The sequence below is a fragment of the Aeromonas sp. 9A genome, assembly GCF_963900955.1.
GTDB lineage: Bacteria > Pseudomonadota > Gammaproteobacteria > Enterobacterales > Aeromonadaceae > Aeromonas > Aeromonas salmonicida.
The window spans coordinates 704,607-728,864 of sequence record NZ_CAWRFG010000001.1 but is presented as its reverse complement, the minus strand read 5'-3'; the positions used below and the strand labels follow the sequence as shown (position 1 = coordinate 728,864).

Annotated in this window: 24 protein-coding genes; 16 read left to right on the top strand and 8 right to left on the bottom strand. The window is 57.2% G+C overall.

Features of this window, described 5'->3' with window-relative positions; genetic code table 11:
• Positions 1–4 precede the first annotated feature (4 nt).
• From AACX78_RS03630 to AACX78_RS03595, 8 genes are all read left to right on the top strand, one after another.
• A complete protein-coding gene (locus AACX78_RS03630) occupies positions 5–694 on the top strand; it encodes an ABC transporter ATP-binding protein (RefSeq protein WP_159165413.1) in 690 nt (229 codons plus the stop codon).
• 76 nt (positions 695–770) lie between these two features.
• Entirely contained in the window at positions 771–2,018 is a 1,248-nt protein-coding gene (locus tag AACX78_RS03625) for an ABC transporter permease (protein WP_159165412.1), read from the top strand.
• Positions 2,019–2,040: 22 nt separating this feature from the next.
• On the top strand, positions 2,041–2,514 hold the full coding sequence (locus AACX78_RS03620) for a DUF3299 domain-containing protein (RefSeq protein ID WP_159165411.1): 474 nt from the start codon (positions 2,041–2,043) through the stop codon (positions 2,512–2,514).
• A gap of 207 nt (positions 2,515–2,721) precedes the next feature.
• Positions 2,722–3,588, top strand: coding sequence for a TIGR03899 family protein (locus AACX78_RS03615; protein ID WP_159165410.1), 867 nt, complete (start codon positions 2,722–2,724; stop codon positions 3,586–3,588).
• Positions 3,589–3,854: 266 nt separating this feature from the next.
• Positions 3,855–5,492: a methyl-accepting chemotaxis protein gene (locus tag AACX78_RS03610; RefSeq protein ID WP_159165409.1), complete on the top strand. Its 1,638-nt coding sequence runs from the start codon at positions 3,855–3,857 to the stop codon at positions 5,490–5,492.
• A gap of 403 nt (positions 5,493–5,895) precedes the next feature.
• Positions 5,896–6,255, top strand: coding sequence for a hypothetical protein (locus tag AACX78_RS03605; protein ID WP_159165408.1), 360 nt, complete (start codon positions 5,896–5,898; stop codon positions 6,253–6,255).
• A 268-nt stretch (positions 6,256–6,523) separates the two neighbouring features.
• Positions 6,524–7,540, top strand: coding sequence for a hypothetical protein (locus tag AACX78_RS03600; RefSeq protein ID WP_159165407.1), 1,017 nt, complete (start codon positions 6,524–6,526; stop codon positions 7,538–7,540).
• Complete coding sequence (locus tag AACX78_RS03595) at positions 7,537–8,007, top strand: Panacea domain-containing protein (protein ID WP_159165406.1); 471 nt, start codon at positions 7,537–7,539, stop codon at positions 8,005–8,007. Before AACX78_RS03600 ends, AACX78_RS03595 begins: the two co-directional genes overlap by 4 nt.
• Before the next feature lie 187 nt (positions 8,008–8,194).
• On the opposite strand, the gene cysC is transcribed toward AACX78_RS03595, so the two are convergent.
• From cysC to cysG, 5 genes are all read right to left on the bottom strand, one after another.
• On the bottom strand, positions 8,195–8,785 hold the full coding sequence (gene cysC / locus AACX78_RS03590; protein ID WP_159165405.1) for an adenylyl-sulfate kinase: 591 nt from the start codon (positions 8,783–8,785) through the stop codon (positions 8,195–8,197).
• A 171-nt stretch (positions 8,786–8,956) separates the two neighbouring features.
• Positions 8,957–10,681 carry an SLC13 family permease gene (locus AACX78_RS03585; protein ID WP_021140965.1) on the bottom strand — a complete coding sequence of 575 codons (1,725 nt, stop codon included), beginning with the start codon at positions 10,679–10,681 and terminating at the stop codon, positions 8,957–8,959.
• Positions 10,682–10,685: 4 nt separating this feature from the next.
• Positions 10,686–12,116 (bottom strand): sulfate adenylyltransferase subunit CysN, encoded by a 1,431-nt coding sequence (gene cysN, locus AACX78_RS03580; protein ID WP_159165404.1) that lies wholly within the window; start codon positions 12,114–12,116, stop codon positions 10,686–10,688.
• A gap of 24 nt (positions 12,117–12,140) precedes the next feature.
• Positions 12,141–13,085, bottom strand: a complete 945-nt coding sequence (gene cysD, locus AACX78_RS03575) for a sulfate adenylyltransferase subunit CysD (RefSeq protein ID WP_257982474.1) — start codon at positions 13,083–13,085, stop codon at positions 12,141–12,143.
• An 80-nt stretch (positions 13,086–13,165) separates the two neighbouring features.
• Complete coding sequence (gene cysG / locus AACX78_RS03570; protein ID WP_159165403.1) at positions 13,166–14,608, bottom strand: siroheme synthase CysG; 1,443 nt, start codon at positions 14,606–14,608, stop codon at positions 13,166–13,168.
• A gap of 197 nt (positions 14,609–14,805) precedes the next feature.
• On the opposite strand from cysG, the gene AACX78_RS03565 reads away from it, so the two are divergent.
• Positions 14,806–15,729, top strand: coding sequence for an SPFH domain-containing protein (locus AACX78_RS03565; protein WP_005318765.1), 924 nt, complete (start codon positions 14,806–14,808; stop codon positions 15,727–15,729).
• Entirely contained in the window at positions 15,726–16,181 is a 456-nt protein-coding gene (locus tag AACX78_RS03560) for an NfeD family protein (protein ID WP_005318764.1), read from the top strand. The genes AACX78_RS03565 and AACX78_RS03560 overlap by 4 nt, the downstream gene beginning before the upstream one ends.
• Before the next feature lie 76 nt (positions 16,182–16,257).
• On the opposite strand, the gene AACX78_RS03555 is transcribed toward AACX78_RS03560, so the two are convergent.
• Positions 16,258–16,668 carry a CBS domain-containing protein gene (locus tag AACX78_RS03555; protein WP_021140960.1) on the bottom strand — a complete coding sequence of 137 codons (411 nt, stop codon included), beginning with the start codon at positions 16,666–16,668 and terminating at the stop codon, positions 16,258–16,260.
• Between the two features lie 154 nt (positions 16,669–16,822).
• On the opposite strand from AACX78_RS03555, the gene AACX78_RS03550 reads away from it, so the two are divergent.
• Genes AACX78_RS03550 through AACX78_RS03540 form a run of 3 tightly spaced genes read left to right on the top strand, consistent with a single transcriptional unit; the run spans position 16,823 to position 20,035 of the window.
• The gene (locus tag AACX78_RS03550; RefSeq protein WP_021140959.1) at positions 16,823–18,733 is read left to right on the top strand and encodes an ABC transporter ATP-binding protein; all 1,911 of its coding nucleotides are present in this window, start codon (positions 16,823–16,825) and stop codon (positions 18,731–18,733) included.
• Positions 18,726–19,187 (top strand): DUF2390 domain-containing protein, encoded by a 462-nt coding sequence (locus tag AACX78_RS03545; protein ID WP_059168304.1) that lies wholly within the window; start codon positions 18,726–18,728, stop codon positions 19,185–19,187. The genes AACX78_RS03550 and AACX78_RS03545 overlap by 8 nt, the downstream gene beginning before the upstream one ends.
• On the top strand, positions 19,181–20,035 hold the full coding sequence (locus AACX78_RS03540; protein ID WP_159165402.1) for a 23S rRNA (adenine(2030)-N(6))-methyltransferase RlmJ: 855 nt from the start codon (positions 19,181–19,183) through the stop codon (positions 20,033–20,035). Before AACX78_RS03545 ends, AACX78_RS03540 begins: the two co-directional genes overlap by 7 nt.
• A gap of 66 nt (positions 20,036–20,101) precedes the next feature.
• On the opposite strand, the gene AACX78_RS03535 is transcribed toward AACX78_RS03540, so the two are convergent.
• Entirely contained in the window at positions 20,102–20,311 is a 210-nt protein-coding gene (locus tag AACX78_RS03535) for a hypothetical protein (RefSeq protein ID WP_201302770.1), read from the bottom strand.
• A gap of 183 nt (positions 20,312–20,494) precedes the next feature.
• Here AACX78_RS03535 and AACX78_RS03530 point away from each other — a divergent pair, with 183 nt between their 5' ends.
• The gene (locus tag AACX78_RS03530; RefSeq protein ID WP_159165401.1) at positions 20,495–20,857 is read left to right on the top strand and encodes a DUF2061 domain-containing protein; all 363 of its coding nucleotides are present in this window, start codon (positions 20,495–20,497) and stop codon (positions 20,855–20,857) included.
• Positions 20,858–20,975: 118 nt separating this feature from the next.
• Complete coding sequence (locus tag AACX78_RS03525) at positions 20,976–21,572, top strand: MliC family protein (protein ID WP_159165400.1); 597 nt, start codon at positions 20,976–20,978, stop codon at positions 21,570–21,572.
• A 38-nt stretch (positions 21,573–21,610) separates the two neighbouring features.
• On the opposite strand, the gene AACX78_RS03520 is transcribed toward AACX78_RS03525, so the two are convergent.
• Positions 21,611–22,789 carry a retropepsin-like aspartic protease gene (locus AACX78_RS03520; protein WP_159165399.1) on the bottom strand — a complete coding sequence of 393 codons (1,179 nt, stop codon included), beginning with the start codon at positions 22,787–22,789 and terminating at the stop codon, positions 21,611–21,613.
• Between the two features lie 656 nt (positions 22,790–23,445).
• Here AACX78_RS03520 and AACX78_RS03515 point away from each other — a divergent pair.
• On the top strand, positions 23,446–24,072 hold the full coding sequence (locus tag AACX78_RS03515) for a hypothetical protein (protein WP_201302769.1): 627 nt from the start codon (positions 23,446–23,448) through the stop codon (positions 24,070–24,072).
• The last annotated feature ends 186 nt before the right edge of the window (positions 24,073–24,258 follow it).

The following is a 24,258-nucleotide window of genomic DNA, read 5'->3' as shown; positions in this document are numbered from 1 at the left end:
TCCCATGAAAAAAGCCGTGGTTGAGATCCGCGATCTGGCCTTTTCCTGGCCGGGTCACGAGCCTGTACTCGATCTGCCCGCCCTCACCATATCCCAAGGTGAGCGGGTGTTTATCAAGGGGCCGTCGGGCTCTGGCAAGTCGACCCTGCTCGGCTTGCTGGCCGGGATCCAGACCGCCAACCACGGCACCCTGGAGGTACTGGGCCAACCATTGGCCCAGCTATCTGGCCGTGCCCGTGACCACTTCCGGGCGGCCAATCTGGGTTATATCTTCCAGCAGTTCAATCTGCTGCCATTTTTATCCGTGCTGGACAACGTCACCGCCGCCCTCACCTTCTCGTCCGAGAAACGGGCTCGTCTGCAGGGGAGCCCCGAACAGGAGGCGCACCGCCTGCTGGCAGAGCTGCAACTGCCGGCCGAAGCACTGCATCGCCCTGTTCACGCCCTCAGTATCGGTCAACAGCAACGGGTTGCCGCCGCACGGGCGCTGATAGGTTCGCCGCCGCTGGTGATCGCCGATGAACCCACCTCGGCCCTGGATACCGACAACCGGGCCGCCTTTATCAAGCTCTTGTTCGAAGAGTGTGACAAGCAGGGTTCGACCCTCATCTTCGTCAGTCACGATCCCTACCTCGAACCTCTCTTCCCGCGGGTTGAAAACCTGCAACAGCTCAACCGGAGGGCCATATGCTGACCATTCATCACCACGGCATGCGCCCGGCCAGATCCGCATGCGCAGATGCATCGCAACAACAAAACCGGAGGCTAACGTGCTGAAACTTGCTCTGCAAAGTCTCTGGGCCCGTCGTCTCACCGCCGGGCTGACCCTGCTGGCCGTGGCCATCAGCGTCACCCTGCTGCTCGGGGTGGAGCGGGTTCGTACCCAGGCCCGCGAGAGCTTTTCCAATACGGTATCTGGCACAGACCTTATCGTCGGCGCCCGCTCCGGCCAGGTGAACCTGCTGCTCTACTCGGTATTTCGCATCGGCAATCCCACCAACAACGTAGGCTGGGATGCCTATCAAGCCATCAAGCAGAAACCCGGCATGGCCTGGACCATTCCCCTCTCCCTCGGTGATTCCCACAAGGGCTTTCGGGTGCTCGGTACCAATGGCGACTACTTCACTCATTTGAAGTACGGCCAGCAGCAGTCACTGCAACTGCGGGAGGGGCGGCCGTTCGACACGCCATTCGAGGCGGTACTTGGCGCCCAGGTGGCAGAGAAGCTGGGCTACCAGCTGGATCAATCCATCATCATCGCCCACGGCGCCGGCAATACCTCCTTCAGCCAGCATGACAACCTGCCGTTCAAGGTGGTGGGAATACTGGCACCGACCGGCACCCCCATCGATCGCACCATTCATGTGCCGCTGGCCGGTATCGAGGCCATCCACCTCGGCTGGGATACGGGTCGTCACAGCAAGAATGTGACCGCCGAGCAGGCACTGGCGCAGGATCTGACGCCTAAGACCATTACTGCCTTCATGGTGGGGCTGAGCAACCGCATCCTGGCGTTCCAGCTCCAGCGCAGCGTCAATACCTACAGAGGCGAGCCGCTGATGGCGATCCTGCCGGGGGCGGCCCTGCAGGAGTTGTGGAGCCTGATGAGCGTGGCAGAAACCGCGCTCTCGGTGATCGCCGGATTTGTGGTGGTGGCGGGCCTCATCGGCATGCTGACCACACTGCTGGCGGGGCTCAACGAGCGGCGGCGCGAGCTGGCCATATTGAGATCCCTCGGCGCGGGTCCGGCCCACCTCTTCCTGCTGCTGGCGCTGGAGGCGATGGCCCTCACCACAGCGGGCATAGCCGTCGGGGTAGCCGCGCTCTATCTGGGGCAAGGGCTTGCCACTCCCTGGTTGCTCAGCCACTATGGCCTGCAATTGAGCCTGGGGCTGCCCAGCGCCTATGAATGGCAACTGCTGGGGCTGGTGTGGCTGGCTGGCATGGTGATCGGCCTGCTGCCAGCGGCCCGCGCCTACCGTTACAGCCTGAGCGATGGCATGAGCATCCGGGTCTAGTGAGCGACAAACAGAAGGACAGATGATGAAGTGGAAAATAATGGCGCTGCTGGCCAGCCTGCTGGTGCTGCCGGCAGTGGCCGCCGATTACAAGACCATCGACTGGGATGTGCTGATCCCGGAAGGGGAAAGGCTGCTGCCACCGCCCCAGGTCAACCATGAAGATCCCATGTCGGTTCCTCAACCCGTGGGGGGCGTCAATCAGAAGCTGGATCAGCAGGATGTGCGTATTCCGGGGTTCGTGGTGCCGCTGGAGGGAGATGCCAAGAAGATCACCGCCTTCCTGCTGGTGCCCTACTTCGGCGCCTGCATCCATGTGCCGCCACCCCCGACCAATCAGGTGATCTATGTGAGCTATCCCAAGGGCGCCCCCGTGGATGATCTCTGGGACGCCATCTGGGTGAAGGGCAAGATGCGCACCATCAGTTCCAGCCATGAAATGGCGACCGCCTCCTACTCCATGGAAGGGATCGAGGTCAGCGTCTACGAAGAGTGATCCTGGCCATGAAAGGTGCTCGGGCACTGGCCACCATGACGCACACCCCGGCCCTGCAATAACGCCAGTCACGAGACGGCCTCCGTTCGGAGGCCATTTTTTGTCCCGTCACGGGCAAAAATCCAGACATAGTCCCTGCCTGAGGGATTGCCCGCCATGCCGGTTGGAGTAACATTCAAGGCCAAACCTTGCGATCACGGAGCCAGCATGGCTGACCTGCCCCCGCCCAAGAAAGAGAGTGCCATCCTGAGCAGCCAGGAGCAGACCCTGCGCCTGGCCCGCAGCCGCGGCATCGATGGCATGCTCACTCGCAACAGCGACAGCACCTTCGAGCAACGCGCCACCTTTCGCCATCTGGCGGATCAAGCCGCTCGCCAGCGCAACTTGGAAGCCATCATGGTGATGGCCTCCCGTCACTGTGAGGAGACGGCTGCCGGCGGCGAGATGGACAGCGACTGGCTGACCCGCTTCCTGCAACTGGCGGAAGACATCAGCATGGTGCCCATGCAGCAGCTGTGGGGCCGCATCTTCGCCATCGAGGTCGCCACTCCCGGCCGCTTCTCCATCCGCGCCCTGACCACCCTCAAAGAGATGACCCAGCGCGAAGCCATGCTGTTTCAGCGAGTCTGCGCCCTCTCCTGCCACTATGCGGGCAGCGATGAGCAGCGTCTGCTGCTGGGGCTGCACAAGGGTGCCAGCCTGCTCACCCGCGCCAAGGTGACCCGTCTTGGCCTTGGCAAATACCGGCTCCCCTACAACGCCATGTTGCAACTGTTCGAACTGGGCTTGCTGCACAGAGGGGAGCTGGAATCCGGTCCGCTGCCCGCCGATGGGGTGGAGCTGGCCTTCGGCAACCAGCACTGGCGCCTGCAACGCAAGCAGGCCAACATCACCCTGCTTTACTACCGCCTGACGCCTGTGGGCAATGAACTCGCCCATCTGCTGCAAGAGTCGCCACTGGAGGAGTACTTGCAGGACTTGAAAACCGTGCTGGTGCAGGGGCTGCAGATAGAGACCATGACGCTGCCCCCGCCGCCCGAACAAGATCCCCTCTCGCCGACACCCACCGTCTGATCCCAGGGGAGCCCGTGGCGGGCTCCCCTGTCATGACACGCCTGTCCCCCCATCTTGCGAAATTCCCCCTGTTGCTCCCAAATCGGTTCTCGAAATGCGAATCGATCTGTTTGATCACCCCTCCATGATCCGGACTCCCGGCAAAGTCTGACCATTTTGGTCGGATAAAGCCTCTATTTACAAAATTATCACCAAAGGTGTCACCTTGGTGCGCCACTTGCACTGGCAATACGTCTTTCCTAACAACCCCATTCTGGAGCAGCTCCATGAGAGTCAACCAACCCGTTACTCAGCGCGAACGCCTCTATCCGGACCACCAGAACCTGATCTCCACCACGGATCTGGAAAGTCGCATTACCTATGCCAACGATGAATTCTGTGACATCGCAGGATTCAGCCCTGACGAGTTACGAGGTCAACATCACAATCTGGTGCGCCATCCGGATATGCCCAAACAGGCCTTTGCAGATATGTGGCACCACATCAAGGAGGGAAAGAGCTGGATGGGGCCGGTCAAGAACCGCTGCAAGAATGGCGACCACTACTGGGTCAGCGCCTTTGTCACCCCGATCAAAGACACAAATGGACGGATAGCCGAATTTCAATCGGTACGTACTGCACCGAGCGAAGCGCTCAAACAGCGTGCTGAGGGCGTCTATGCCGACCTGCGCAATGACAAGGTTCCACTGGCTCTCAGGCTGCCCACCTTCTCCCATACCCTGACCATCAACCTCTGCCTGTTGCTAAGTCTGGCAACCATGCTTGGCCTGGGTTACAGCCAGGGCATTAACTGGCAACTGACGCTGGCAGCCCTCCCGCTGGCACTCGCGGCTGTGGTTATCCATGCCCTCTCCCGCCGTCTGGGCAAGCTTAACAAGATGGCTCGCAGCCGCTTTGACAACCCGCTGATGCAGCTGCTCTATACCAACAAGGTCGACAACATCGCCGCCATCGAGCTCGCCATGTTGATGAATCAGGCCGAGTTCAATGCCGTACTGGCCCGCACCCAGCAAACCTGCACTCAAATACTGCAGGCCGCAGAAGGGGATCTGCGCAACGCCGAATCCATCACCGACAACCTGCAACAGCAGCAAGCCGAGACCAATCAGGTGGCCACCGCCATCACAGAGATGTCGGAGTCCATCCGCGAGGTATCGCAAAGCTCCAGCGACGCCTCCAGCCTGCTGGACGAGACGACCGACCTGTTCAGGAACGGCAACAGCAGCGTCGCCGAGACAGTGGCGGCCGTGGCAGGCATGAACAGCGAGCTGACTACCTCAAAGACGGTCATCAGCGAACTGGTTGGCCACTGCCGCGATATCGACGGCATTCTCGATGTGATCAACAACATCGCCAATCAGACCAACCTGCTGGCGCTCAATGCGGCAATTGAAGCGGCCCGCGCCGGTGAAGCGGGTCGGGGATTCTCGGTGGTGGCGGACGAAATCCGCTCGCTTGCCATCAAGACCCAAGCCTCCACCAGCGAAATTCAGAAGATGATCACCGAGCTGCAAACCAGCGCCGGGGATGCTGAGCAGGCAATGGAGAAAGGGTGTCAACTCTCGGAGAGCTGCCAGCAAAAAGCGTCGGCTACCGGCAGCATACTGCAGCAGATCAACAGCATGTTGCAGCAGGTTGCATCTGGCAGCGGCCAGATTGCCCAGGCGGTACAGGAACAATCTCATGTGACTGCCGAGATCAACCGCAATGTACTCAGCATCAAGACCCTGGCCGATGACTCCAGCACAGGCAGCCAGCACGCCGTGCACGGCATCACCCAGCTGGTGGATCAGTTGAGCGATCTCGACCGGCTGGTACGCCAGTTCCAGAAAACCGCCCCGGCGAGCCAAAGCCGCTACGAAGTGGCCACCACCCGCGCCGTGCCGGTACGCCAAGCCAGATAACCACTACACAAACAATCACCGCAGACAAACCCTATGGGCCTTTGGGCCCATAGGGTTTTTAATGCCCGCCAGCAAGAGGACGGCACAGCCGTTTCCTCGTCCGCTCTCCCTCTGTGCTGATGGCCGCCGCGGTTGAGCGACCACATTTAAACCCATTGCTGATTAATTTATTGATCTTGCTCAGGAAATGGCCCGCTTACGCTTTTCACCCCAGCCCCATTCGGTAACATATCCGCCTGGCAACCTCTTGTCGGAGTCAACCATGAGTCAAGCCAGTTCCAAATCGCCGGTAAAAGCAGCAGACTGGAGGCTGGAATTCAGGGGCGGTAGCGTGGTTTTTGTAAGTTGGCACAGCGCGTAGCGAAGACCAACAGACAAGTTCTTCAGCGTTAAAGGGAAAAATATGGATGTCATTAAGGCTTTAGAAATCATCTCAGCATTGTCAGAAGGTGTTAATCCTGAAACCGGTGAAGAGTTATCTGAAGAAAGCTGCTTCAATCAGCCGGAAGTCATTAGAGCTTTATTTATCGCAAAACAGAGCCTCGAAGCATCAATCATTTCTGAAAAGCGTAAATCTGATTTACCAGAAAATGCTGGGAAGCCGTGGAAGCCAGACGAAGATGAGCTATTGGCAAATAGCTTTGATTCAGGCTTAGGTGTTGATGAATTATCAAGAATCCATAAAAGAACAAAAGGTTCCATTGCCTCCAGGTTAGTTCGTCTAGGTAAAATAAATGAGCGTTCCGATATTTATACTCGGTAGCCTCGCTCTTGTAGGTTGGCGCAGAGCGTAGCGAAGCCCAACAGACTAGCATTATTACGCCAACCAGAGCGAAATAATCATGAAATAGGTCATTTGGTAAAATAATTTGCAGATACGTTTCGCGGTAAACGTTGGGCTTTACTTCGTTCAGCACCAACCTACGACTTTGTCAGCCCAACATACGAGATGTATCGAAAAGTATTCGAAAATCGCCTCTATTTATTGTATATTTGAACGGTGGTTTTGTGTTTGTTAAGGGTTGATACGAGTGTCAAATAGATTTGGATTTACAGGAAAGTCTAACTTTTTCAAAGACCTAGGAGTGTCTTTTGGAAAGGGGGCTTATATCGTGTCGTCTGCAATTGGAACAATTTCTTTATCGCTGGGGTGTGCCTTTGTAGGTTCTTATGTCATCAAGACTGAATGGGGTAAATTTCAAGATTTTTCCGGCTTTACTAAGTTTCTTCTACACAACCCATGGGGTTATATCTTAGTTGGTATTGTTTTATTTTGTGTTGGCGCACTAGGAATCTATAAAGATCAAAGTGAAATGGCATCTGATAACAAACGATTAAATAACGAAAACTCAGCATTGAAAGAAAATAAAACAAATTTTGAACGCTCTAAAGAAGACGAAATACAAGCATTAAAAATAAAGGTTGACAGGTCGCAAGAAGAAGCACAATTACACAGGTCCAAAGTTAGTGAAATTCATAGCAGTTTAGTGGAGTCTTGGCTTAAAGGTATTGCCAAGTCTATAGACTTGGATACGCACTCTAGAGTTTCTATTTACCATGAAGATGATGAAAGCTTTTCAATATTAGCTAGATACTCTCAAAACCCTGCACTATCAAAGATGCATAAGCAACGATTTGCGCTTAATCAAGGTGTAATAAGTCAGAGTTGGGAGCATGGACGCTGGTATGAATGTGAAGCACCATCATATACTACAGATAAAGATGAATATGATAAGTATATGATGGCTCGCTACAAATATACTCAAGAAGAGTTAGATGCTATTAAGATGAAAAGCTGCCGATATTTCGGCCTCGCGATAGTAGATGTTGATGATCATATTGGTGTAATTCTTTTTGAAAGTACAAAAGAAGAAAGCTTTAATGACGAAGTGCGAGAAAGCATCATTAGTTATTGTGAAAAATATCAAAGCCATTTGTGTGCATTTGTAAGAAATGGTCGAAACTACGATAAGGCTTCATCGAGAAATCATCATAAATCTCAAGTTAACATGGAAGATATAGCCTCCTTAAAGGAGATATTGAAATGAATAGACTTCAAAAAATTATTGCATATTTCTGCGTTAAATATCCTCATAAAGGTGAATTATCAAAAGCTAGACTAACAAAGCTAGTTTACCTAGCAGATTGGTTTAGCGCTTTAATCGATGATCGTCAGCTCACTGATATTGACTGGTTGTTTAACCATTACGGACCTTATGTAGATGATGTGGTTGAAGTAGCTAGCCGCAGCCCTTATTTTTCCATAGTTTCAGAACAAACCATGTACGGTTCTGACAAGTACCTCATTAGCTTTAATGGTCACTTTGATGAAAGTTCCCTGCCATATAGAGAGCGTCAAATATTAGATTTTGTAATTAATAAAACCAAGAATTTATATTTTGACGACTTTATTGACTATGTATATTCAACATACCCTGTTGAATCCAGAAACCGTTATTCAAGACTCGATCTAGTGTCACTTGCTCGTGAGTACAATGACCTAACTAACAATTAAAAATTGATTCGCAACGCATGGGGTTTTTACTATGCGTTGCGTTCAGCCCGTAGGTTCGAATAGCGCAGCATATTCGGACAATCGCGAATAACCCCGCCGCGATATAAGCAAGGATAGGAAGATCCTCTTGCGGGGTTGCTATCGACCGCTTTGAAGCAGCTCAAGGCTCGCTGGCGCCACTCAACAACTACAGGTAGTTCCCCTGCCGCAGTGCAGTCAATAGCTCATCCACCAGCGCTTCCACCGATTTACCGGCGTTCAGCAGATGAATTTCAGGCTGCTCCGGCGCCTCATAGGCAGAGTCGATACCGGTGAAGTTGCGAATTTCCCCTGCCCTAGCCTTCTTGTAGAGCCCCTTGGGGTCACGCTCTTCACAGACGGCGAGCGGCGCATCGACAAAGACCTCGACAAACTCGTCAGCGCCCAACAGATTGCGCACCAGTTCCCGTTCGGCACGGAACGGCGAGATAAAGGCGGTGAGCACGATTAAGCCCGCATCCACCATGAGTTTTGCCACCTCGCCGACCCGGCGGATATTCTCCTGGCGGGCCGCATCATCGAAACCGAGATCCCCGCACAGGCCGTGGCGCACATTGTCCCCATCCAGCAGGTAGGTGTGCTTGCCCTCGGCCGCCAGCGCCTGTTCCAGCGCCCCTGCCAGGGTGGATTTGCCCGCCCCGGAGAGCCCGGTAAACCAGATCACCAGCGGCTTTTGCCCCTTCAATTCGGCCCGGCTCTGTTTGCTGACAGCATGCTGGTGCCACACTATATTGCTCATCTAAAACTCCTTGTTTGGCATTGACGCTGCCACGCTGAAACTCTCTCTGACCCCCCGCAGCCAAGCCGCTGCCCATCAATGGACGGCTTGCCGGTGCCATGGTCATGATTGCTCATCTCAACCCCTTGGATCGCGACGCATGACCCGGCCTTTATCACCCGCCATCACGCCTCAGAACGGAAACAGCAGGGGCACCATGATAATCACCCCCAGGCTGTAGGCCAGGGAGACCGGCAGCGCCAGCTTGAGGTAATCCGGCATCTTGTAATTGCCCGCCGCATAGACCATCAGATTGGTCTGGTAGCCATAGGGCAGGATAAAGCTGGAACTTGCGCCAAACAGCACCGCCAGAATAAACGGCATGGTCGAGACGTCCATGCTGAGCGCCAGCTGGTAGCCCATGGGGAAGGCCAGCGCAGCAGCGGCGTTGTTGCTCATCAGCTCGGTCAGTACCAGGGTAAACAGGTAAATGCCGATAAAGGCGATGATGGGGCTGGAACCGTTGAACTCCCCCATCAGCCAGTCGGCAATCAGTTTGGCCAGACCGCTCTTCTCAAGCTGATCGGCGATGGCGAGCGCACCGCCCACCACCAGCCAGATATCGAGCGGAAAGCGGCGGCGGATCTCGTCCAGGGTCAGGATGCGGGAGAACAGCAACGCCACCAGCATCATGAGCAGCCCCTTGAACAGCGGCACCAGCTCAAACACCGACAGTGCCAGCACACCGAGGAAGCCCAGCACAACGGCGGCGCTGCGCTTGCCATCGAGGCGGGTGGAGGCCTCTAGCCCGCTCACCACCACGAACTCCCGCGACAGGGACTTGTTGCTGGCAAACTTGGGACCAGGGGCCAGCAGCAGGGTATCGCCGGCGTGCAGCTCAATCTGGCCGAGGCCGCCGGTAAGCTGGGTCTCGCCCCGGCGCACCGCCAGCACCACGGCATCGAAGTGGGTACGGAACTCGGCATCCTTGATGGATTGCCCCACCAGTCGCGAGCTGTGGCTGACGATCACCTCCACCAGATGCTGGCCGTTGAGACGATGCTGGCCGTAGAGATCCAGCCCCTTCATCTCCTGCAACACGCCAACGCTCTCCACCTCGCCGCAAAACAGCAGCACGTCCCCTTCGTGCAGCTCGTGTTCCGGTTGCACCGGGCAGATCACCTGGTCGCCACGAATTACTTCCGCCAGATAGAGGCTTTTGAGGCTGCGCAGGCCGTTCTCCTTGACGCTGCGCCCCGCCAGCGGCGAACCGGCGCCTACCTTGGCTTCGAGAAAATAGCCGGACTCCCGGCTCATCTCGGTATCCTGCTCCGGCAGATAGCGGGCAAACAGCAGCACGGCCGCCAGACCGGTCAGCAGGGTGCCGCCCCCCACCATAAAGAAATCGAACATGCCCAGTGGCTCGGCGCCCATCTTCTCGAGGAAGCTGTTGACGATGAGATTGGTGGAGGTGCCGATCAGGGTCAGCACGCCGCCAAAGGTGGCGGCGAAGCACATGGGCAGCAGCAGCCGGGAAGGCGCATGATTGGGATTGCGTTTGATCGCCCCCAGCATGGAGGCCACCACGGCCGTGTTGTTGACGAAGGCCGACAGGAAAGCAGTGGAAAACCACAGCTTGATCAATACCTTGTTGAATGAGCCCGAACCCACCAGATTGGCGAACCAGCTCATGATGCGGGTTTTTTCCACTGCCAGCGATACCAGCAGCAACAGCACCAGCGTCAGCAGGGCGCTGTTGGTGTAACCCGCCGCCACGGCGTTGATGTCCGCCAGTCCACTCAAATAGGTGATGAGCACGGCGCCCGAGAAGAGCAGCGCCGGGCGGAGTTTGCCCTGGATCAGCAGGGCGACGAGGGCAGCCAGCAGACCCAGCACCAGGGATTGTTGCCAGGTCATGGGGTTACTCCTTGCCGATGGCGAGTGCTTGCCAGTGCGGGAAGTGCTTGCGTACCAGGGCGTTGAGCTCGATTTCAAACTCGCTGTATTGCTCCGCTTTGCCACCAAGAGTCACTGCTTTCGCAGCCAGGCCTTCCACTATCATGCCCGCCCCGACGGTGACGTTGGTCAACCGGTCGATCAGGATGAAGCTGCCGGTATCGCGGATATCCGTGTATGGATCAAACGCCACAGGGTCGGTCAGGCTCACTTCGCACAGACCGATTTCGTTAAGATGCAGTTCGCTCGCCTCCAGCTCGTCCAGCTTGTTGATTTCGATGCGATGACGGATGACCTCCACCTGACCACGGGTCTTCTTGGTGGCCAGCTTGACGTCATAGACACGGCCCGGTTGCAGGGACTCCTCCCCCATCCAGACGATGTGGGCCAGCAGGTTCTGGGTCACCTGAGGCTTTTTCGCCGCATCCACCAGCAAATCGCCGCGGCTGATGTCGATTTCATCGGCAAAAGTCACAGTGATGGCCTGACCCGGCAGGGCGTACTCCAGATCCCCGTCGAAGGTCACGATGCGGGTGACTGTGCTCTCTTTGCCGGACGGCAGCACCGCCAGCTTGTCGTCGACCCGCAAAATACCGGCCGCGAGCGTACCCGCAAAGCCGCGAAAATCCAGGTTCGGGCGGTTCACGTACTGCACCGGCAGACGGACCGGATGGCGCTCCAGCTCACGCTCAACGTCGGCAGACTCAAGCAGTGAAAGCAGAGTCTCACCCTGATACCAGGCCAGCTTGTCGCTTTGGTTGACCACGTTGTCGCCGTCCAGCGCCGAGACAGGCACTATCTGTATGGTGTCGACGTTGAGCTTTTTGGCAAATTCGCGGTAATCGGCACTGATGCGATCGAACACCTCCTGGCTGAACTCCACCAGATCCATCTTGTTGACCGCGACCACGAACTGCTTGATGCCCAAGAGGCTGGCGATAAAGCTGTGACGACGGGTCTGATCCAGCACGCCCTTGCGGGCATCGATCAGAATGATGGCCAGATCGCAGGTGGAGGCACCGGTGGCCATGTTGCGGGTGTACTGCTCGTGGCCCGGGGTATCCGAGATGATAAATTTGCGTTTCGCCGTCGAAAAATAGCGGTAGGCCACGTCTATGGTGATGCCCTGCTCGCGCTCGGCCTGCAGGCCATCCACCAGCAGCGCCAGATCCAGCTTCTCGCCTGTGGTGCCAAGCTTCTGGCTGTCGGACTCCAGCGCTTTGAGCTGATCTTCATAGATCTGCTGGGAGTCATGCAGCAGGCGACCGATCAGGGTGCTCTTGCCGTCGTCCACGCTGCCGCAGGTGAGAAAACGCAGCAGGCTCTTGTGCTGCTGGGCGTGCAGGTAGGCTTCAATGCCCTGTTCGCTGATGGCGGTCTGAATATGGTTGTTCATGATGCGATTCCTTAGAACATTTTTTTAGAAATAGCCCTGACGCTTCTTCTGCTCCATGGAGCCTGCCTGATCGTGGTCAATCAGCCGTCCCTGCCGCTCGCTCGAAGTGGTGAGCAGCATCTCTTCGATGATCTCCGGCAGCGTGGTGGCATCAGATTCGATGGCCCCGGTCAGCGGGTAGCAGCCGAGGGTACGGAAGCGCACCAGCTCCTGCTTCACTTCATCTTCAGGGCCGATGGGCATGCGCTCGTCATCCACCATGATCTTGATGCCATTGCGCTCAACGACCGGGCGCACGGCCGCGAAGTAGAGCGGCACTATGTCGATGTTCTCGAGATAGATGTATTGCCAGATATCCAGCTCGGTCCAGTTGGAGAGCGGGAACACCCGGATGCTCTCCCCCTTGTTGACCTGGCTGTTGTAGACGCGCCACAGCTCGGGACGCTGGTTTTTAGGATCCCAGCGGTGAGACTTGTCACGGAAGGAGTAGACCCGCTCCTTGGCACGGGACTTCTCCTCGTCACGACGGGCACCGCCGAAGGCAGCATCGAAGCCGTGCTGGTTGAGCGCCTGCTTGAGCCCTTCGGTCTTCATGATGTCGGTGTGCTTGCCGCTGCCGTGCACGAAGGGGTTGATCCCCATGGCGAGGCCGTCCGGGTTCTTGTGGACGATGAGATCCAGCCCGTACTTTTTGGCGGTCTCGTCGCGAAACTTGATCATCTCCTTGAACTTCCAGTCGGTGTCGACGTGCAGCAAGGGGAACGGGATCTTGCCCGGATAGAAGGCCTTGCGGGCCAGGTGCAGCATGACGGAGGAGTCCTTGCCGATGGAGTACATCATCACCGGGTTTTCAAATTCGGCAGCCACCTCGCGGATGATATGGATGCTCTCGGCCTCCAGTTGCTGCAAATGCGTCAGTCTTTCACGGTCCATGTCGGGTCCTCTGGTCTGGCTAACGCGCCGGGTCAGGGCGCGATTCGGGTTCAGGTCGGTGCCGCTGTCGCCGCACCGTCAAATCGATTCATGGTCACAACATTCAGGAGTGGGGATCAGGCCAGGTTGACCAGCTTGAGGTCGCAGCCATTCATGTCAGCACCGGCTTGCACATCGCACTTTTCACCACTCTTTTCCCCAAACCAGGCCAGCTGTTTGCGCAGGGAGACCACTTCACCGATGACGATGAGGGACGGACTCACTGCTTGCTGGGCCAGCACAGCCAACTCAGCCAGGGTGCCGGTCAGCACGCGCTGACGGGCCGTGGTGCCCCGCTCTATGATGGCGATGGGGGTTTGGCTGCTGCGGCCGTGGCTCACCAGTTGCAGCTGGATATGTTCGGAGCGCATCAGCCCCATGTAGATAACCAGGGTCTGCTGGGTCATGGCGAGCTGCTGCCAGTCAGGCTCCTTGCCCTCTTTCTGGCAGTGGCCGGTAATAAAGACGGCACTCTGAGCGTGGTCGCGGTGGGTAAGCGGGATACCGGCATAAGCGGTGGCGCCAGCGGCGGCCGTGATGCCGGGCACCACAGAGAAGGGGATCCCCTCTGCCGCCAGCACCTCCAGCTCCTCGCCGCCACGGCCAAACATGAAGGGATCACCGCCCTTGAGGCGCACCACACGGTTACCCGCCCTGGCGTACTCCACCAAGAGACGGTTGGTCTCTTCCTGGGGCACGCTGTGGGCACCGGCCTTCTTGCCGACCGAGACCAGGGTGGCATCACGGCGCACCAGATCCAGGATCTCCGGAGAGACCAGCTGGTCATAGAGCACCACTTCCGCCTGCTGAATTTGTTGCAGCGCCTTGAGGGTCAACAGGCCCGGATCGCCCGGGCCCGCACCGACCAGCACCACCTCGCCCACCTCGCTCTGGGCCTTGTCGAGCCCGTCATTGAGCCAGGTTTCGGCACTCTGCCAATCCTGCTTTTCGATAAGCCCGGCCAGAGTGTTGGAGGCAAAGGCCCGCTCCCAGAAGCGGCGGCGATCAGAAATGGATGAGAGCACCTGCTTGGCCTTGTCACGCACCCGACCGGAGAGCTCGGTGAGCCCCCCCAGGTGGCGGGGCAGCAGACTCTCGAGTCGCTCGCGCAACAGACGCACCAGGACAGGGGCCTTGCCACCGCTGGAGACGGCAACCATCAGGGGCGAGCGATCTATGATGGAGGGAAAGATGAAACTGGAGCGTTTGGGGTCATCCACCACATTGACGAACAGACCCAGCTGGTTGGCACTCTGATAGACAAGCGCGTTGACTTCGAGATTGTCGGTGGCGGCCACCACCAGCAGCTGACCGGCCAGGTGCGCCGGGGTGAAGCGCTCGACCAGATGGGTGAAACGGCCAGCAAATTCGGCGAATTCGGGTTCAATCTCGGGGGAGACCAGGGTCAGCCTTGCGCCTGCCGCCAGCAGCAGACGCGCCTTGCGCAGGGCAACCTCGCCCCCGCCTACCAGCAAGACGGGGCAGCCTTCCAACCTGGCAAACATAGGTAAATAATCCATTTCGGCCCATCCCTCGGAACACGACTAATATGGGGCGACTATAGGCAGGGCTGCTTATCCCTCAAAATAATAAAAAATGCTTTTTAATGCATTTTAGTAATTAGCAAAGCCATATGATGACAAAGGCGGACGATCATCCTTGTGGTGCTCGGCGCAAGGCCATAGGCTAGTGAATGTGTTTCATAAGGAGCTAGATAATGAATGAGTCATTGATTGTGCTAGGGATCTTCGTGTTCCTGGTGATCGTCACCCTGGGTGCCGGCATCAAGATAGTGCCGCAAGGCTACAACTGGACAGTGGAGCGCTTCGGCCGCTACACCCGCACACTCTCCCCCGGCCTCAACCTGCTTATCCCCTATGTGGATAGAGTCGGTCACAAGATCATCATGATGGAGCAGGTGCTGGACATACCGGCGCAAGAGGTGATCTCCCGCGACAACGCCAACGTCACCATAGACGCCATCAGCTTCGTGCAGGTGGTGGATGCCCGCAAAGCCGCCTACGAGGTCAACGATCTCACCAGCGCCATTCGCAATCTCACCATGACCAATATGCGGACAGTGCTGGGCGCCATGGAGCTGGACGAGATGCTCTCCCAGCGCGACACCATCAACGAGAAGCTGCTGCGCACCATGGATGCCGCCACCGCCCCCTGGGGCATCAAGGTGACCCGGATCGAGATCAAGGATGTCCGTCCGCCGCTGGCACTGGTGGAAGCCATGAACGCCCAGATGAAGGCCGAGCGCCAGAAACGGGCCGAAGTGCTGGAAGCCGAAGGGGTGCGTCAATCCAAGATCCTCAAAGCCGAGGGGGAGAAGCAGTCCCAGATCCTCAAGGCCGAGGGTGAGCGTCAGGCCGCCTTCCTCGCCGCCGAAGCACGGGAACGGGCTGCCGAGGCGGAAGCCAAGGCGACTCATATGGTCTCCAAGGCCATTGCCGAGGGGGATATGCAGGCCATCAACTACTTCGTGGCCCAGAAGTACACGGAAGCACTGGCCCGTATCGGCGAAGGCCCCAACAGCAAGATCATCATGATGCCGCTGGAAGCGGGCAGCCTGATCGGCTCGATAGCCGGCATGGCCGAGATGTTCAACAAAGATGGCAAGGGTAACAAGTCATGACAGCCCTGCTCGAGGGGCTGACCCACTGGCACTGGCTGGGGCTGGGTTTCATCCTCTTGGCCATAGAAGTGCTGGGGTCGGTGGGCTTTCTGCTCTGGACCGGCATAGCCGCGCTGGAAGTGGGGCTGCTGCTGCTGCTGTGGCCCTTCGGCTGGCAGGCGCAACTGCTGTTGTTTGCGGTGCAATCCCTGCTCACCACCTGGGCCTGGTGGCGCTGGCAGCACAAGCGCGACCGCTCGGGCCGTGATGCGGCCGCTCCCATCAATGAACGGATGCAGGGTTATGTGGGTCGGGAGCTGGTGTTGCTGGATGACGTGGTGCAGGGGCTGAGCCGGGTCCATCTGGATGACACCGTCTGGACGGTGCGCAGCCAGATGCCGCTCACCGCTGGCAGCCGGGTCAAGGTGGTCGGGACGGATTCCCATATCCTGCTGGTGGAACCCTTGCCCTGACCCGGCGAGCGAACACCGGCTTCACCACACCAAAAAGGGCTCCACGGAGCCCTTTTTCATGAAGTGACGCAGCGGGTTAGAAGCCATCATCTTCGAGGGCAGCGCGCAGCAGATCCTTCCAGCTGATGATGCCGACCAGGGCGCCATTTTCCAGCACCGGCAGGCAGGAGACCCCCTTCTTCAGCATCAGCTTGACGCCGTCACGGACCGGCAGGTGGGAAGCAATGGTGACGGGCTGGCGACTCATGATCTGGTGGGCCCGCCGGTTGAGGGTCTCGGTATCTCGGCTCATCTCGGCCTCGGAGTCGAGGTAGGGGCTGATGGCGCGGAACAGATCCCTGTCCGAGATGACTCCCACCAGTTGATCCTCTTCCAGCACCAGCAGGTGGCGAAAGCGGGCCTGCTCGAAGATATCCTTGATGACACTGAGCCGATCGTCCATGGAGACAGTGGCGACCCGGGTCGTCATGATGTCCTTGATAAGCATGCTAACCTCCCGTAACCCGACTGGTTTCTCTGTTATGGCATCTTTTTACCACGCCAGCCAGTCGCCCGTCCTTAGCCCAAGTGCAAATCTGCGCCATTTCACGTAAGATCCGCGCCAGATTTTCTCCTCCATTTTGAGCAAGCAGACCCCACCCATGATAGTTGCCAGTCAAATCGAACTGATCCGCGGCGGCCGCAAGCTGCTGGACAACGCTTCCGCCACCATTCACCCGGGCCACAAGGTGGGCCTGGTGGGTAAAAATGGCAGTGGCAAGTCCACCTTTTTTGCACTGGTACGGGGCGAGCTGGCCATCGACAGCGGCAGCTTCAGCCTGCCCGCCGGCTGGCAGATTGCCGGTGTGGCCCAGGAGACGCCGGCGCTGGACTGCTCTGCGCTGGACTACGTGATCGACGGCGACAAGGAGTTCCGCTCACTGGAAGCCCAGCTGGCCCAGGCCGAGCTGGATGACAACGGCATACTGGTGGCCGAGCTGCACGGCAAGCTCGATACCATAGGCGCCTACAGCATTCGGGCCCGCGCCGCCGAGCTGCTGCACGGTCTGGGTTTTGGCGACGAGCAACTCGGCTCGCCGGTACGCAGCTTCTCCGGTGGCTGGCGCATGCGTCTGAACCTGGCCCAGGCCCTGCTCTGCCGCTCCGACCTGCTGCTGCTCGATGAACCGACCAACCACCTGGATCTCGATGCCGTCATCTGGCTGGAGAAGTGGCTCAAGGGCTATCAGGGCACGCTCGTGCTGATTTCGCACGACCGCGACTTCCTCGATTCTGTCATCAGCCGCATCATCCATATCGAGAACGGCAAGCTCAACGAATACACTGGCGGCTACTCCGACTTCGAACTGCAGCGTGCCGAGCAGCTGGCCCAGCAGCAGTCCATGTACGAGAAGCAGCAGCGGGAGGTGTCCCACATGCAGGCCTATGTGGACCGCTTCCGCTACAAGGCCTCCAAGGCCCGTCAGGCCCAGAGTCGCCTCAAAGCCATGGAGCGGATGGAGAAACTCCTGCCCGCCCACGCCGATTCCGAGTTCAGCTTCGAGTTTCGCGAACCGTCGGCTCTGCCGACCCCGCTCATCGCCATGGAGAACCTCAGCGCCGGTTACGGCGACAAAGTGATCCTGGAGAAGATAAAGATGAACCTGGTGCCGGGTTCGCGCATCGGCCTGCTCGGTCGCAACGGCGCCGGCAAGTCCACCTTCATCAAGATGCTGTCGGGCACCAATCCGCCCCTGTCGGGCAAGCTGGAAGTGAGCGCCGGCGTCAGCATCGGCTATTTCGCCCAGCATCAGCTCGAAACCCTGCGTCTGGACGATACCCCCCTCGATCACCTGGCCCGCCTCGCGCCGGACAAGTCCGAGCAGGAGCTGCGCAACTATCTGGGCAGTTTTGGTTTTCACGGTGACAAGGCGCTCGACAAGGTGGCTCCCTTCTCCGGCGGCGAAAAGGCACGGCTGGTGCTGGCACTCGTCACCTGGCAAAAACCGAACCTCCTGCTGCTGGATGAACCGACCAACCACCTGGATCTGGAGATGCGCCACGCCCTGACCATGGCGCTGCAAGGCTTCGAGGGCGCCATGGTGGTGGTCTCTCACGACCGTCACCTGCTGCGCACCACCACGGATGACTTCTATCTGGTCCACGGTGGCCGGGTCGAAGCCTTCGACGGCGATCTGGACGACTACCACAAGTGGCTCGGTGAGCAGGAGAAAGAGGCCAACGCCAAGCCAAGCGACGGCATCATCTCCGCCAACTCGGCGCTGGCGCGCAAGGATCAGAAGCGGCGCGAGGCGGAATTCCGCCAGCAGACCCGCCCCCTGCGCCAGAAGCTGGAGAAGCTGGAAGCCAGCATGGCGAAATTGCAGACGCGATTGGCGGCCGTGGAAGAGCAACTGGCCGACCCCGCCATCTATGAAGAGGCGGCCAAGAACAAGCTCTCTGAGCTGCTCAAATCCCAGGGGCCCATCAAGGAAGAGCTGGATGGTGTCGAGCTGGAGTGGATGAGCCTCTCTGAAGAGCTGGAAACCATGGAGCAGACCTTCCTTGCATGATGACCCGCTGATAGCGACCGAGCGGGTCGCCGTACACGAATTGCCGACGCCCATCGGCTTCTGGCACTGGAGCGGCAAGGTCTATGGCGAGCGCAGCCAGGACTGGCTTACGGTGCAGGCACAAGGGGGCAACGTCAACCTGGCCCTGCTTCTGCATCGACTGGATCAGACAGGCATAGCCGTCGACTTGACCGATCTGCAGCCGGCACTGGTACAGACAGAAGCGGTATTGGCTCCCTGGCGCGCCCTGCGCCAGAACGCCAAATCGCGACTCGATGAGCAGGAATACCAGGCCATGCTGGCCCATGAGCTGGAGCTGGAGCGCTTGCAACAAGGGGTCCTGCTGCAGACACTGCGCGGCCTCACCCTGTTTCGCGGCAAGGGCCGCAATCTGTTGAACTATTTATCGTTACTGGGTGCCCAGCAGGGCCCCCTCAGAGATCTGACATGCTGAGTTATCGCCACGCCTTTCACGCCGGCAACCACGCCGACGTGCTGAAACACGCCGTTCAGGCCCTGATCATCGAGTCCCTCAAGAAGAAGGAGAAACCCTTCATCGTGCTGGACACCCATGCCGGCGGCGGTCTCTACGACCTGCGCGGCGACTGGTCCCAGAAAAAGGCCGAGTATGCCGATGGCATAGGCCGGTTGTGGGATGAGCGGGCCCAATGGCCCGCCATGGCCCCTTATCTTGGCGTCATCGACGAGATGAATCAGGGCGGTGAGCTGCACTACTACCCGGGCTCCCCCGAGCTGTCGCGCCGTCTTGCCCGCGAGCAGGACAAGCTGGCCCTGATGGAGCTGCACAACAACGAGGTGGAAGACCTGCGCGCCAACATGGGCTATGACCCTCGCGTCGTCGTGCACCACCGTGACGGCTTCGAAGGGCTGGTAGCCCTGCTGCCACCGACCCCGCGCCGCGGGCTTGTGCTGATCGACCCACCCTATGAGCTCAAAGAAGATTACTTCGCCGTGGTCGATACCCTGAAAAAAGCGCAGAAGCGCTGGGCCACCGGCATCTACGCCCTCTGGTATCCGATCTTGGGGCAAGAGGCGGACAAATCACGCGACATGCTGCGCGCCATCAAGCGGGAAAACTTCGGCAACGTGCTGGTGGCAGAGCTGGAAGTCGCCGGTCAGACCGCCGACTGGGGCATGAACGGCTCCGGCATGCTCATTATCAGCCCCCCCTGGATGCTGGACGAGCAGATAGAAGCCTTCCTCAAACCCTTGTGCGCCAAGCTGGCACAGGGGGCTGGCGCCAAGTACAAGGTGGAATGGTTAAGCAAAACGGAAGCCTGAGGCCAGCCCTGAGATTTGAAACAAAAAGCCCCTTTCGGGGCTTTTTGTCATTCCGGGCCGGGATATTCATGACTGGGCGACTGGCAGATCCCGCCGCAGCGCCAATATCAGCAAGGCCAATATGGCAAATGGCGGGAACAGACAGAGCAGAACGCACAGCGAAGTAATCAGGGCAGGATGCTCACTCTTGCGACGCGCCAGCCGATAGGCAACAACGCCAACGATGATCATCAGCAGCACGATAAACTGCCCAAACAGGGTGGTATTGAGACTCATGAAAGCTCCTTTTTCATGGCAAAAGCCCAGTTTAGCGGTGCTGTGGTCTGCGGCAACTCCCCATCATGGTGGCAGAACCATCACCCTTGATAGGTTCTCCCTATCCAACCATTAGATGAGAATAGTTTTCATTTAAAGTGATTCTGGTGGATACTGCTGTCATCACCAGAGGGAGTCACCATCATGAAAAAGACCATCAGCTTTGCCATCTTGCACTTCGGTGTCGCCTTTACCGTGGCTTACCTGCTGACCGGTGAGCTGCTGACCGCCAGCCTGATCGCCCTGATAGAGCCCGCAGTCAACACGGTCGCCTTCTACTTTCATGATCTGGGCTGGCACAAGCTCAAGCCCAGTCACAGCCTGCAGGCCAAGACCAGCAGCTTCGCCCTGGTACACTTCAGCGTAGCCTTTGCCGTCGCCTTCCTGCTGAGCGGCGAACTGCTCACCGGCGGCGTGATGGCCATCATAGAGCCCGCCATCAACACTGTTGTCTTCTTCTTCCACGAGCGGCTGTGGCGCGCCCGCCAGCAACTGGCGCTGGCCTGACCCCCTTGCCTTGTTCGGGGCCGCCCGGCGCAAAAAGCGCTCGGTGGCCCTGCTGCATTGTGCTGTAGAGTGTGCTGTAGTAGCCGGGTATCCCACTCTTTCTACTGGAGTCTTTCCGATGAACAAGCTGCTGCTTGGCCCCCTTCTCTTTGCCCCTCTGCTGGCCTGTGCCGCTACCCCTTCCTTTGATTGTGCCAAGGCAGCCGGCGCGGCCGAAACCCTGATCTGCAAGGATGCCGCGCTGGCGGCGCTGGATAACGAGCTGGCCGCCCTCTACCCCAAGGCGCTCGCCAACCTCTCCCCCGAACAGCTCAAAACACAGAAGGCCATGCAGCGCGGCTGGATCAAGGGTCGCAACGACTGCTGGAAGGCCAAGGACCTGCGCCAATGCGTGGAGGAGAACTACCAGCAGCGGATCACTGAGTTGCAGATAAAAGGTGGCCAGCTGATGGTCACGACGCCGGTCGACTACCAGTGCGGCAACAAGGTCACCCTCTCGACCTACTTCTACAACGATGCCAAGCTGCCCGCCGCCGTGATCAACCTGAGCGAAGGGGATAGCCAGCAACAGGTGCTCGCCTATGAAGTGCCCAGCGCCAGTGGCGCCCGTTATGAAGGCCAGAACCTCAGCCTCTTCACCAAAGGGGACGAGGCCAGTCTGGAGCGTTACGGCCAGCCAACCCTCACCTGCATGGAAAATCCGACCAAGGGCTGAGGCTCATAGGGGCGGCTCGTCTTGCCGCCCCACCTTGACTAGATAGCGATATCCAGCGGTTTTCCTTCCCGCACAATCCGCAACTTGAGCGACCCCGGCTTGCTGGTGCTGAGCAGTTCACGCACCTTATCGATCTCGAGGGGACGATAAGCCACCCCGTTGATCTGTTCCAGAATGTCGCCGTTGGCCAGACCATAGGGGGCAAGATCCCGTTCGTCGCTGTAGTAGACCTGCAGATGCTCGCCATCAAAACGCACCGCTATATTGCGCAGGACTGGCGGCACTTTCCGCGCCAGGCTGTCGGCGTCGTAGCAGAGCATCATCCGCGCGGGCATGATCGCAAAGCGATTGAAGCGGTTAACAAAATCCAGACCCAGACCATACTGCTCATTGCTGTTTTCCGACACGCGCAGCTCACCGAGCTGGCGCTCATCAAAGTGCAGGCCGGTGAGGATATGGTCACGCCCCTCCACCATACCGCTGGCATCCACCCCTTTGCGTGGTGTGGCATCTTCGCCAGAGATCGCCTTCTGGCTGGCCATAAAGTCGATAAAGGCATGGTCGGCATAGCTCTGATCGGCCCCGGTATCCAGATACATGCGCACACTGCTCTCGCCGTGGGTCAGATACATTGCCGGGGAGCGGTTGTAGCTGTCTTCATAGCCGATGCAACGCTCGAAGGTGGCTGCCGAGGGTGCCGTCAGCGAAGCAGTGAGCTGATGCTTGTCGCGATCAAACACCCAGTTGAAACGGCGGATGGTGTCGATCCCGAGGATGCCATCGATACGGCTGCCAAGAGACTGGGAGATGAGATCGAAATCAATAGTTGCCCACAGCTCGCTGTCATCAATGGTGACCGACCCCACCGAGAAGGGCTGCGGCTCAACAAAGCCAAGCTGCTCGCTGCCCAGTTGGCTCGAAACGCTGCTCACAGTGGCAAAATCAGCCTGATAGGCCCTGGGCAATTCGCTTAAGGTCAGCGCCTTGAAGCGGCTGGCCAGACGACGATCGATAAAGGTGATACTGGCCCCGGTATCGAGCAGAAACTGGTACTGCTCACCGGCTATGGTGACGGGTATCAGGGGAGCACTTTCGTAATGAACAGCCAGTACTGGCGCGGATGGGGTTGCCGTGGCGGACGAGTCAGGGTCGCGGCAGCCCTGAACGGCGGAGAGGATCAATATGGCCAGTGCCATTGCGTTGAACTGCAATGTCATAACACTCCTTACGATAGTGAGTGCGCTGCCCCCACCACGGCATCACAGAACACTATCTTGTTGATTTATAGATAAATAAACTATATTCACCGGTGATAGCGACAATAACAAAGAGTTTTATGCTAACTCAAGCTTATTATTACCACGAATCCTCTGCGGCTATCCGTCAGGAGATGTCATCCACCGCCTCCCGGCTATCCACAGTTCCCCCTGGCCTATCGATTAATTTATTGATCTTGCACAGAAATCCGACATCTTGCCCTTCCCCTCTGCACTACCACCGCTAATATATTCGATTGGCAACACTCGCCTCGTCGGAGTCTCCCCCATGAGCCCTGCCAGCCAAATCCCTTTGGTCAATCGCGGCAAGCTGGAAGCTGAAATCCAGTGCGGTAGCCATGCCGGCATTTGCCATGGTCAAGGTCAAGGTCAAGGTCACACTGATTTTCTATACAGTCGTATAGGTTGTGCAAAAAGAAGAGGTCAAGCGAATATACTCAGCTTCAGAGACCGGAAGGTAAGCTATTGATTTAAAACATTATTTATAACACACTGAATCAAGGTGAAGCGGAGTTAGATAGAAGGCGGTATTAATGTGTTAGTACCGCCCTCCATCTAATCATTGTTATGTATAATTTTTGGACTTTGTGAGAACCATGAATAATAAACTTATTCCAATGCTGAAGTATTTTTCTGTTTTTTGCTTAGGCTTCCTTACAAACTTTAGTGGTTTTTTGGATAATGTGACTAATATACCAAGTTCATATAAAGAATTTAAAAAGGTCTATCTGTATGATGCAGAGCTACTTTCTGGCAATTGGTCTACGAATACTGAGTACCTTCTAGACGGTGAAGAGCTTGGTCTAGGTCTTGAACAACCAACAATTACAATGAGTCTTAATGTTAACGAATTTGGTGAAGTCAACGGTGAAATTCTAAGCAATACAGTGTGTGATGCTTTGCCTCTTACATGGGTAATTTCCATGGAAAGTCCTGAGCCTGGGTTGAGCTCATTTATTTTTGAACGGCGATTCTTCCTCAAGCAGCTGAAAGGCGGGGAAATGGAAATTGTTGCGGAGTATCAGTTGGTGTATGTTGATGAACGGAAAAACGTAATTGAATTTGAGCGTATTGACGATAAACGAAACGTTTTGCCTGAAAAATTTAAGTTAGCAAAAAACCTTCCTGCTTACGATGCAGATTTTAAAGAGCTTAGTGACTATTGTTCTAAGTCACCACAACGATTTCGTGAAAGACTAAACAAGCTTAGTGAGGCCGAGTAATATACATAACAAAAAGTTTAAGTCGTTCGCTTCGCTCACTGGGACGGGCTAAAGCCCGCCCCTTAACTAAACGTTAGGCTTGTCATGCAAAAGATGACCCACAGATTGACTCTAGAGCTTCGTCGCCTAGCATCTGAGAACCACGACCACTGTGTATCTTGCAATTATCAATTTAAAGAGGGTGAT

Excerpts from the sequence above, each read along its gene's own strand:
- AACX78_RS03595 (WP_159165406.1), top strand. The coding sequence starts at position 7,537 with ATGAATAGACTTCAAAAAATTATTGCATATTTCTGCGTTAAATATCCT.
- cysC (WP_159165405.1), bottom strand. The coding sequence starts at position 8,785 with ATGAGCAATATAGTGTGGCACCAGCATGCTGTCAGCAAACAGAGCCGG.
- AACX78_RS03630 (WP_159165413.1), top strand. The coding sequence starts at position 5 with ATGAAAAAAGCCGTGGTTGAGATCCGCGATCTGGCCTTTTCCTGGCCG.
- AACX78_RS03520 (WP_159165399.1), bottom strand. The coding sequence starts at position 22,789 with ATGACATTGCAGTTCAACGCAATGGCACTGGCCATATTGATCCTCTCC.
- cysN (WP_159165404.1), bottom strand. The coding sequence starts at position 12,116 with ATGAACAACCATATTCAGACCGCCATCAGCGAACAGGGCATTGAAGCC.
- AACX78_RS03605 (WP_159165408.1), top strand. The coding sequence starts at position 5,896 with ATGGATGTCATTAAGGCTTTAGAAATCATCTCAGCATTGTCAGAAGGT.
- cysG (WP_159165403.1), bottom strand. The coding sequence starts at position 14,608 with ATGGATTATTTACCTATGTTTGCCAGGTTGGAAGGCTGCCCCGTCTTG.
- AACX78_RS03540 (WP_159165402.1), top strand. The coding sequence starts at position 19,181 with ATGCTGAGTTATCGCCACGCCTTTCACGCCGGCAACCACGCCGACGTG.
- AACX78_RS03525 (WP_159165400.1), top strand. The coding sequence starts at position 20,976 with ATGAACAAGCTGCTGCTTGGCCCCCTTCTCTTTGCCCCTCTGCTGGCC.
- AACX78_RS03535 (WP_201302770.1), bottom strand. The coding sequence starts at position 20,311 with ATGAGTCTCAATACCACCCTGTTTGGGCAGTTTATCGTGCTGCTGATG.
- AACX78_RS03620 (WP_159165411.1), top strand. The coding sequence starts at position 2,041 with ATGATGAAGTGGAAAATAATGGCGCTGCTGGCCAGCCTGCTGGTGCTG.
- AACX78_RS03560 (WP_005318764.1), top strand. The coding sequence starts at position 15,726 with ATGACAGCCCTGCTCGAGGGGCTGACCCACTGGCACTGGCTGGGGCTG.
- AACX78_RS03555 (WP_021140960.1), bottom strand. The coding sequence starts at position 16,668 with ATGCTTATCAAGGACATCATGACGACCCGGGTCGCCACTGTCTCCATG.
- AACX78_RS03610 (WP_159165409.1), top strand. The coding sequence starts at position 3,855 with ATGAGAGTCAACCAACCCGTTACTCAGCGCGAACGCCTCTATCCGGAC.
- AACX78_RS03565 (WP_005318765.1), top strand. The coding sequence starts at position 14,806 with ATGAATGAGTCATTGATTGTGCTAGGGATCTTCGTGTTCCTGGTGATC.
- AACX78_RS03615 (WP_159165410.1), top strand. The coding sequence starts at position 2,722 with ATGGCTGACCTGCCCCCGCCCAAGAAAGAGAGTGCCATCCTGAGCAGC.
- AACX78_RS03515 (WP_201302769.1), top strand. The coding sequence starts at position 23,446 with ATGAATAATAAACTTATTCCAATGCTGAAGTATTTTTCTGTTTTTTGC.
- AACX78_RS03585 (WP_021140965.1), bottom strand. The coding sequence starts at position 10,681 with ATGACCTGGCAACAATCCCTGGTGCTGGGTCTGCTGGCTGCCCTCGTC.
- AACX78_RS03530 (WP_159165401.1), top strand. The coding sequence starts at position 20,495 with ATGAAAAAGACCATCAGCTTTGCCATCTTGCACTTCGGTGTCGCCTTT.
- AACX78_RS03550 (WP_021140959.1), top strand. The coding sequence starts at position 16,823 with ATGATAGTTGCCAGTCAAATCGAACTGATCCGCGGCGGCCGCAAGCTG.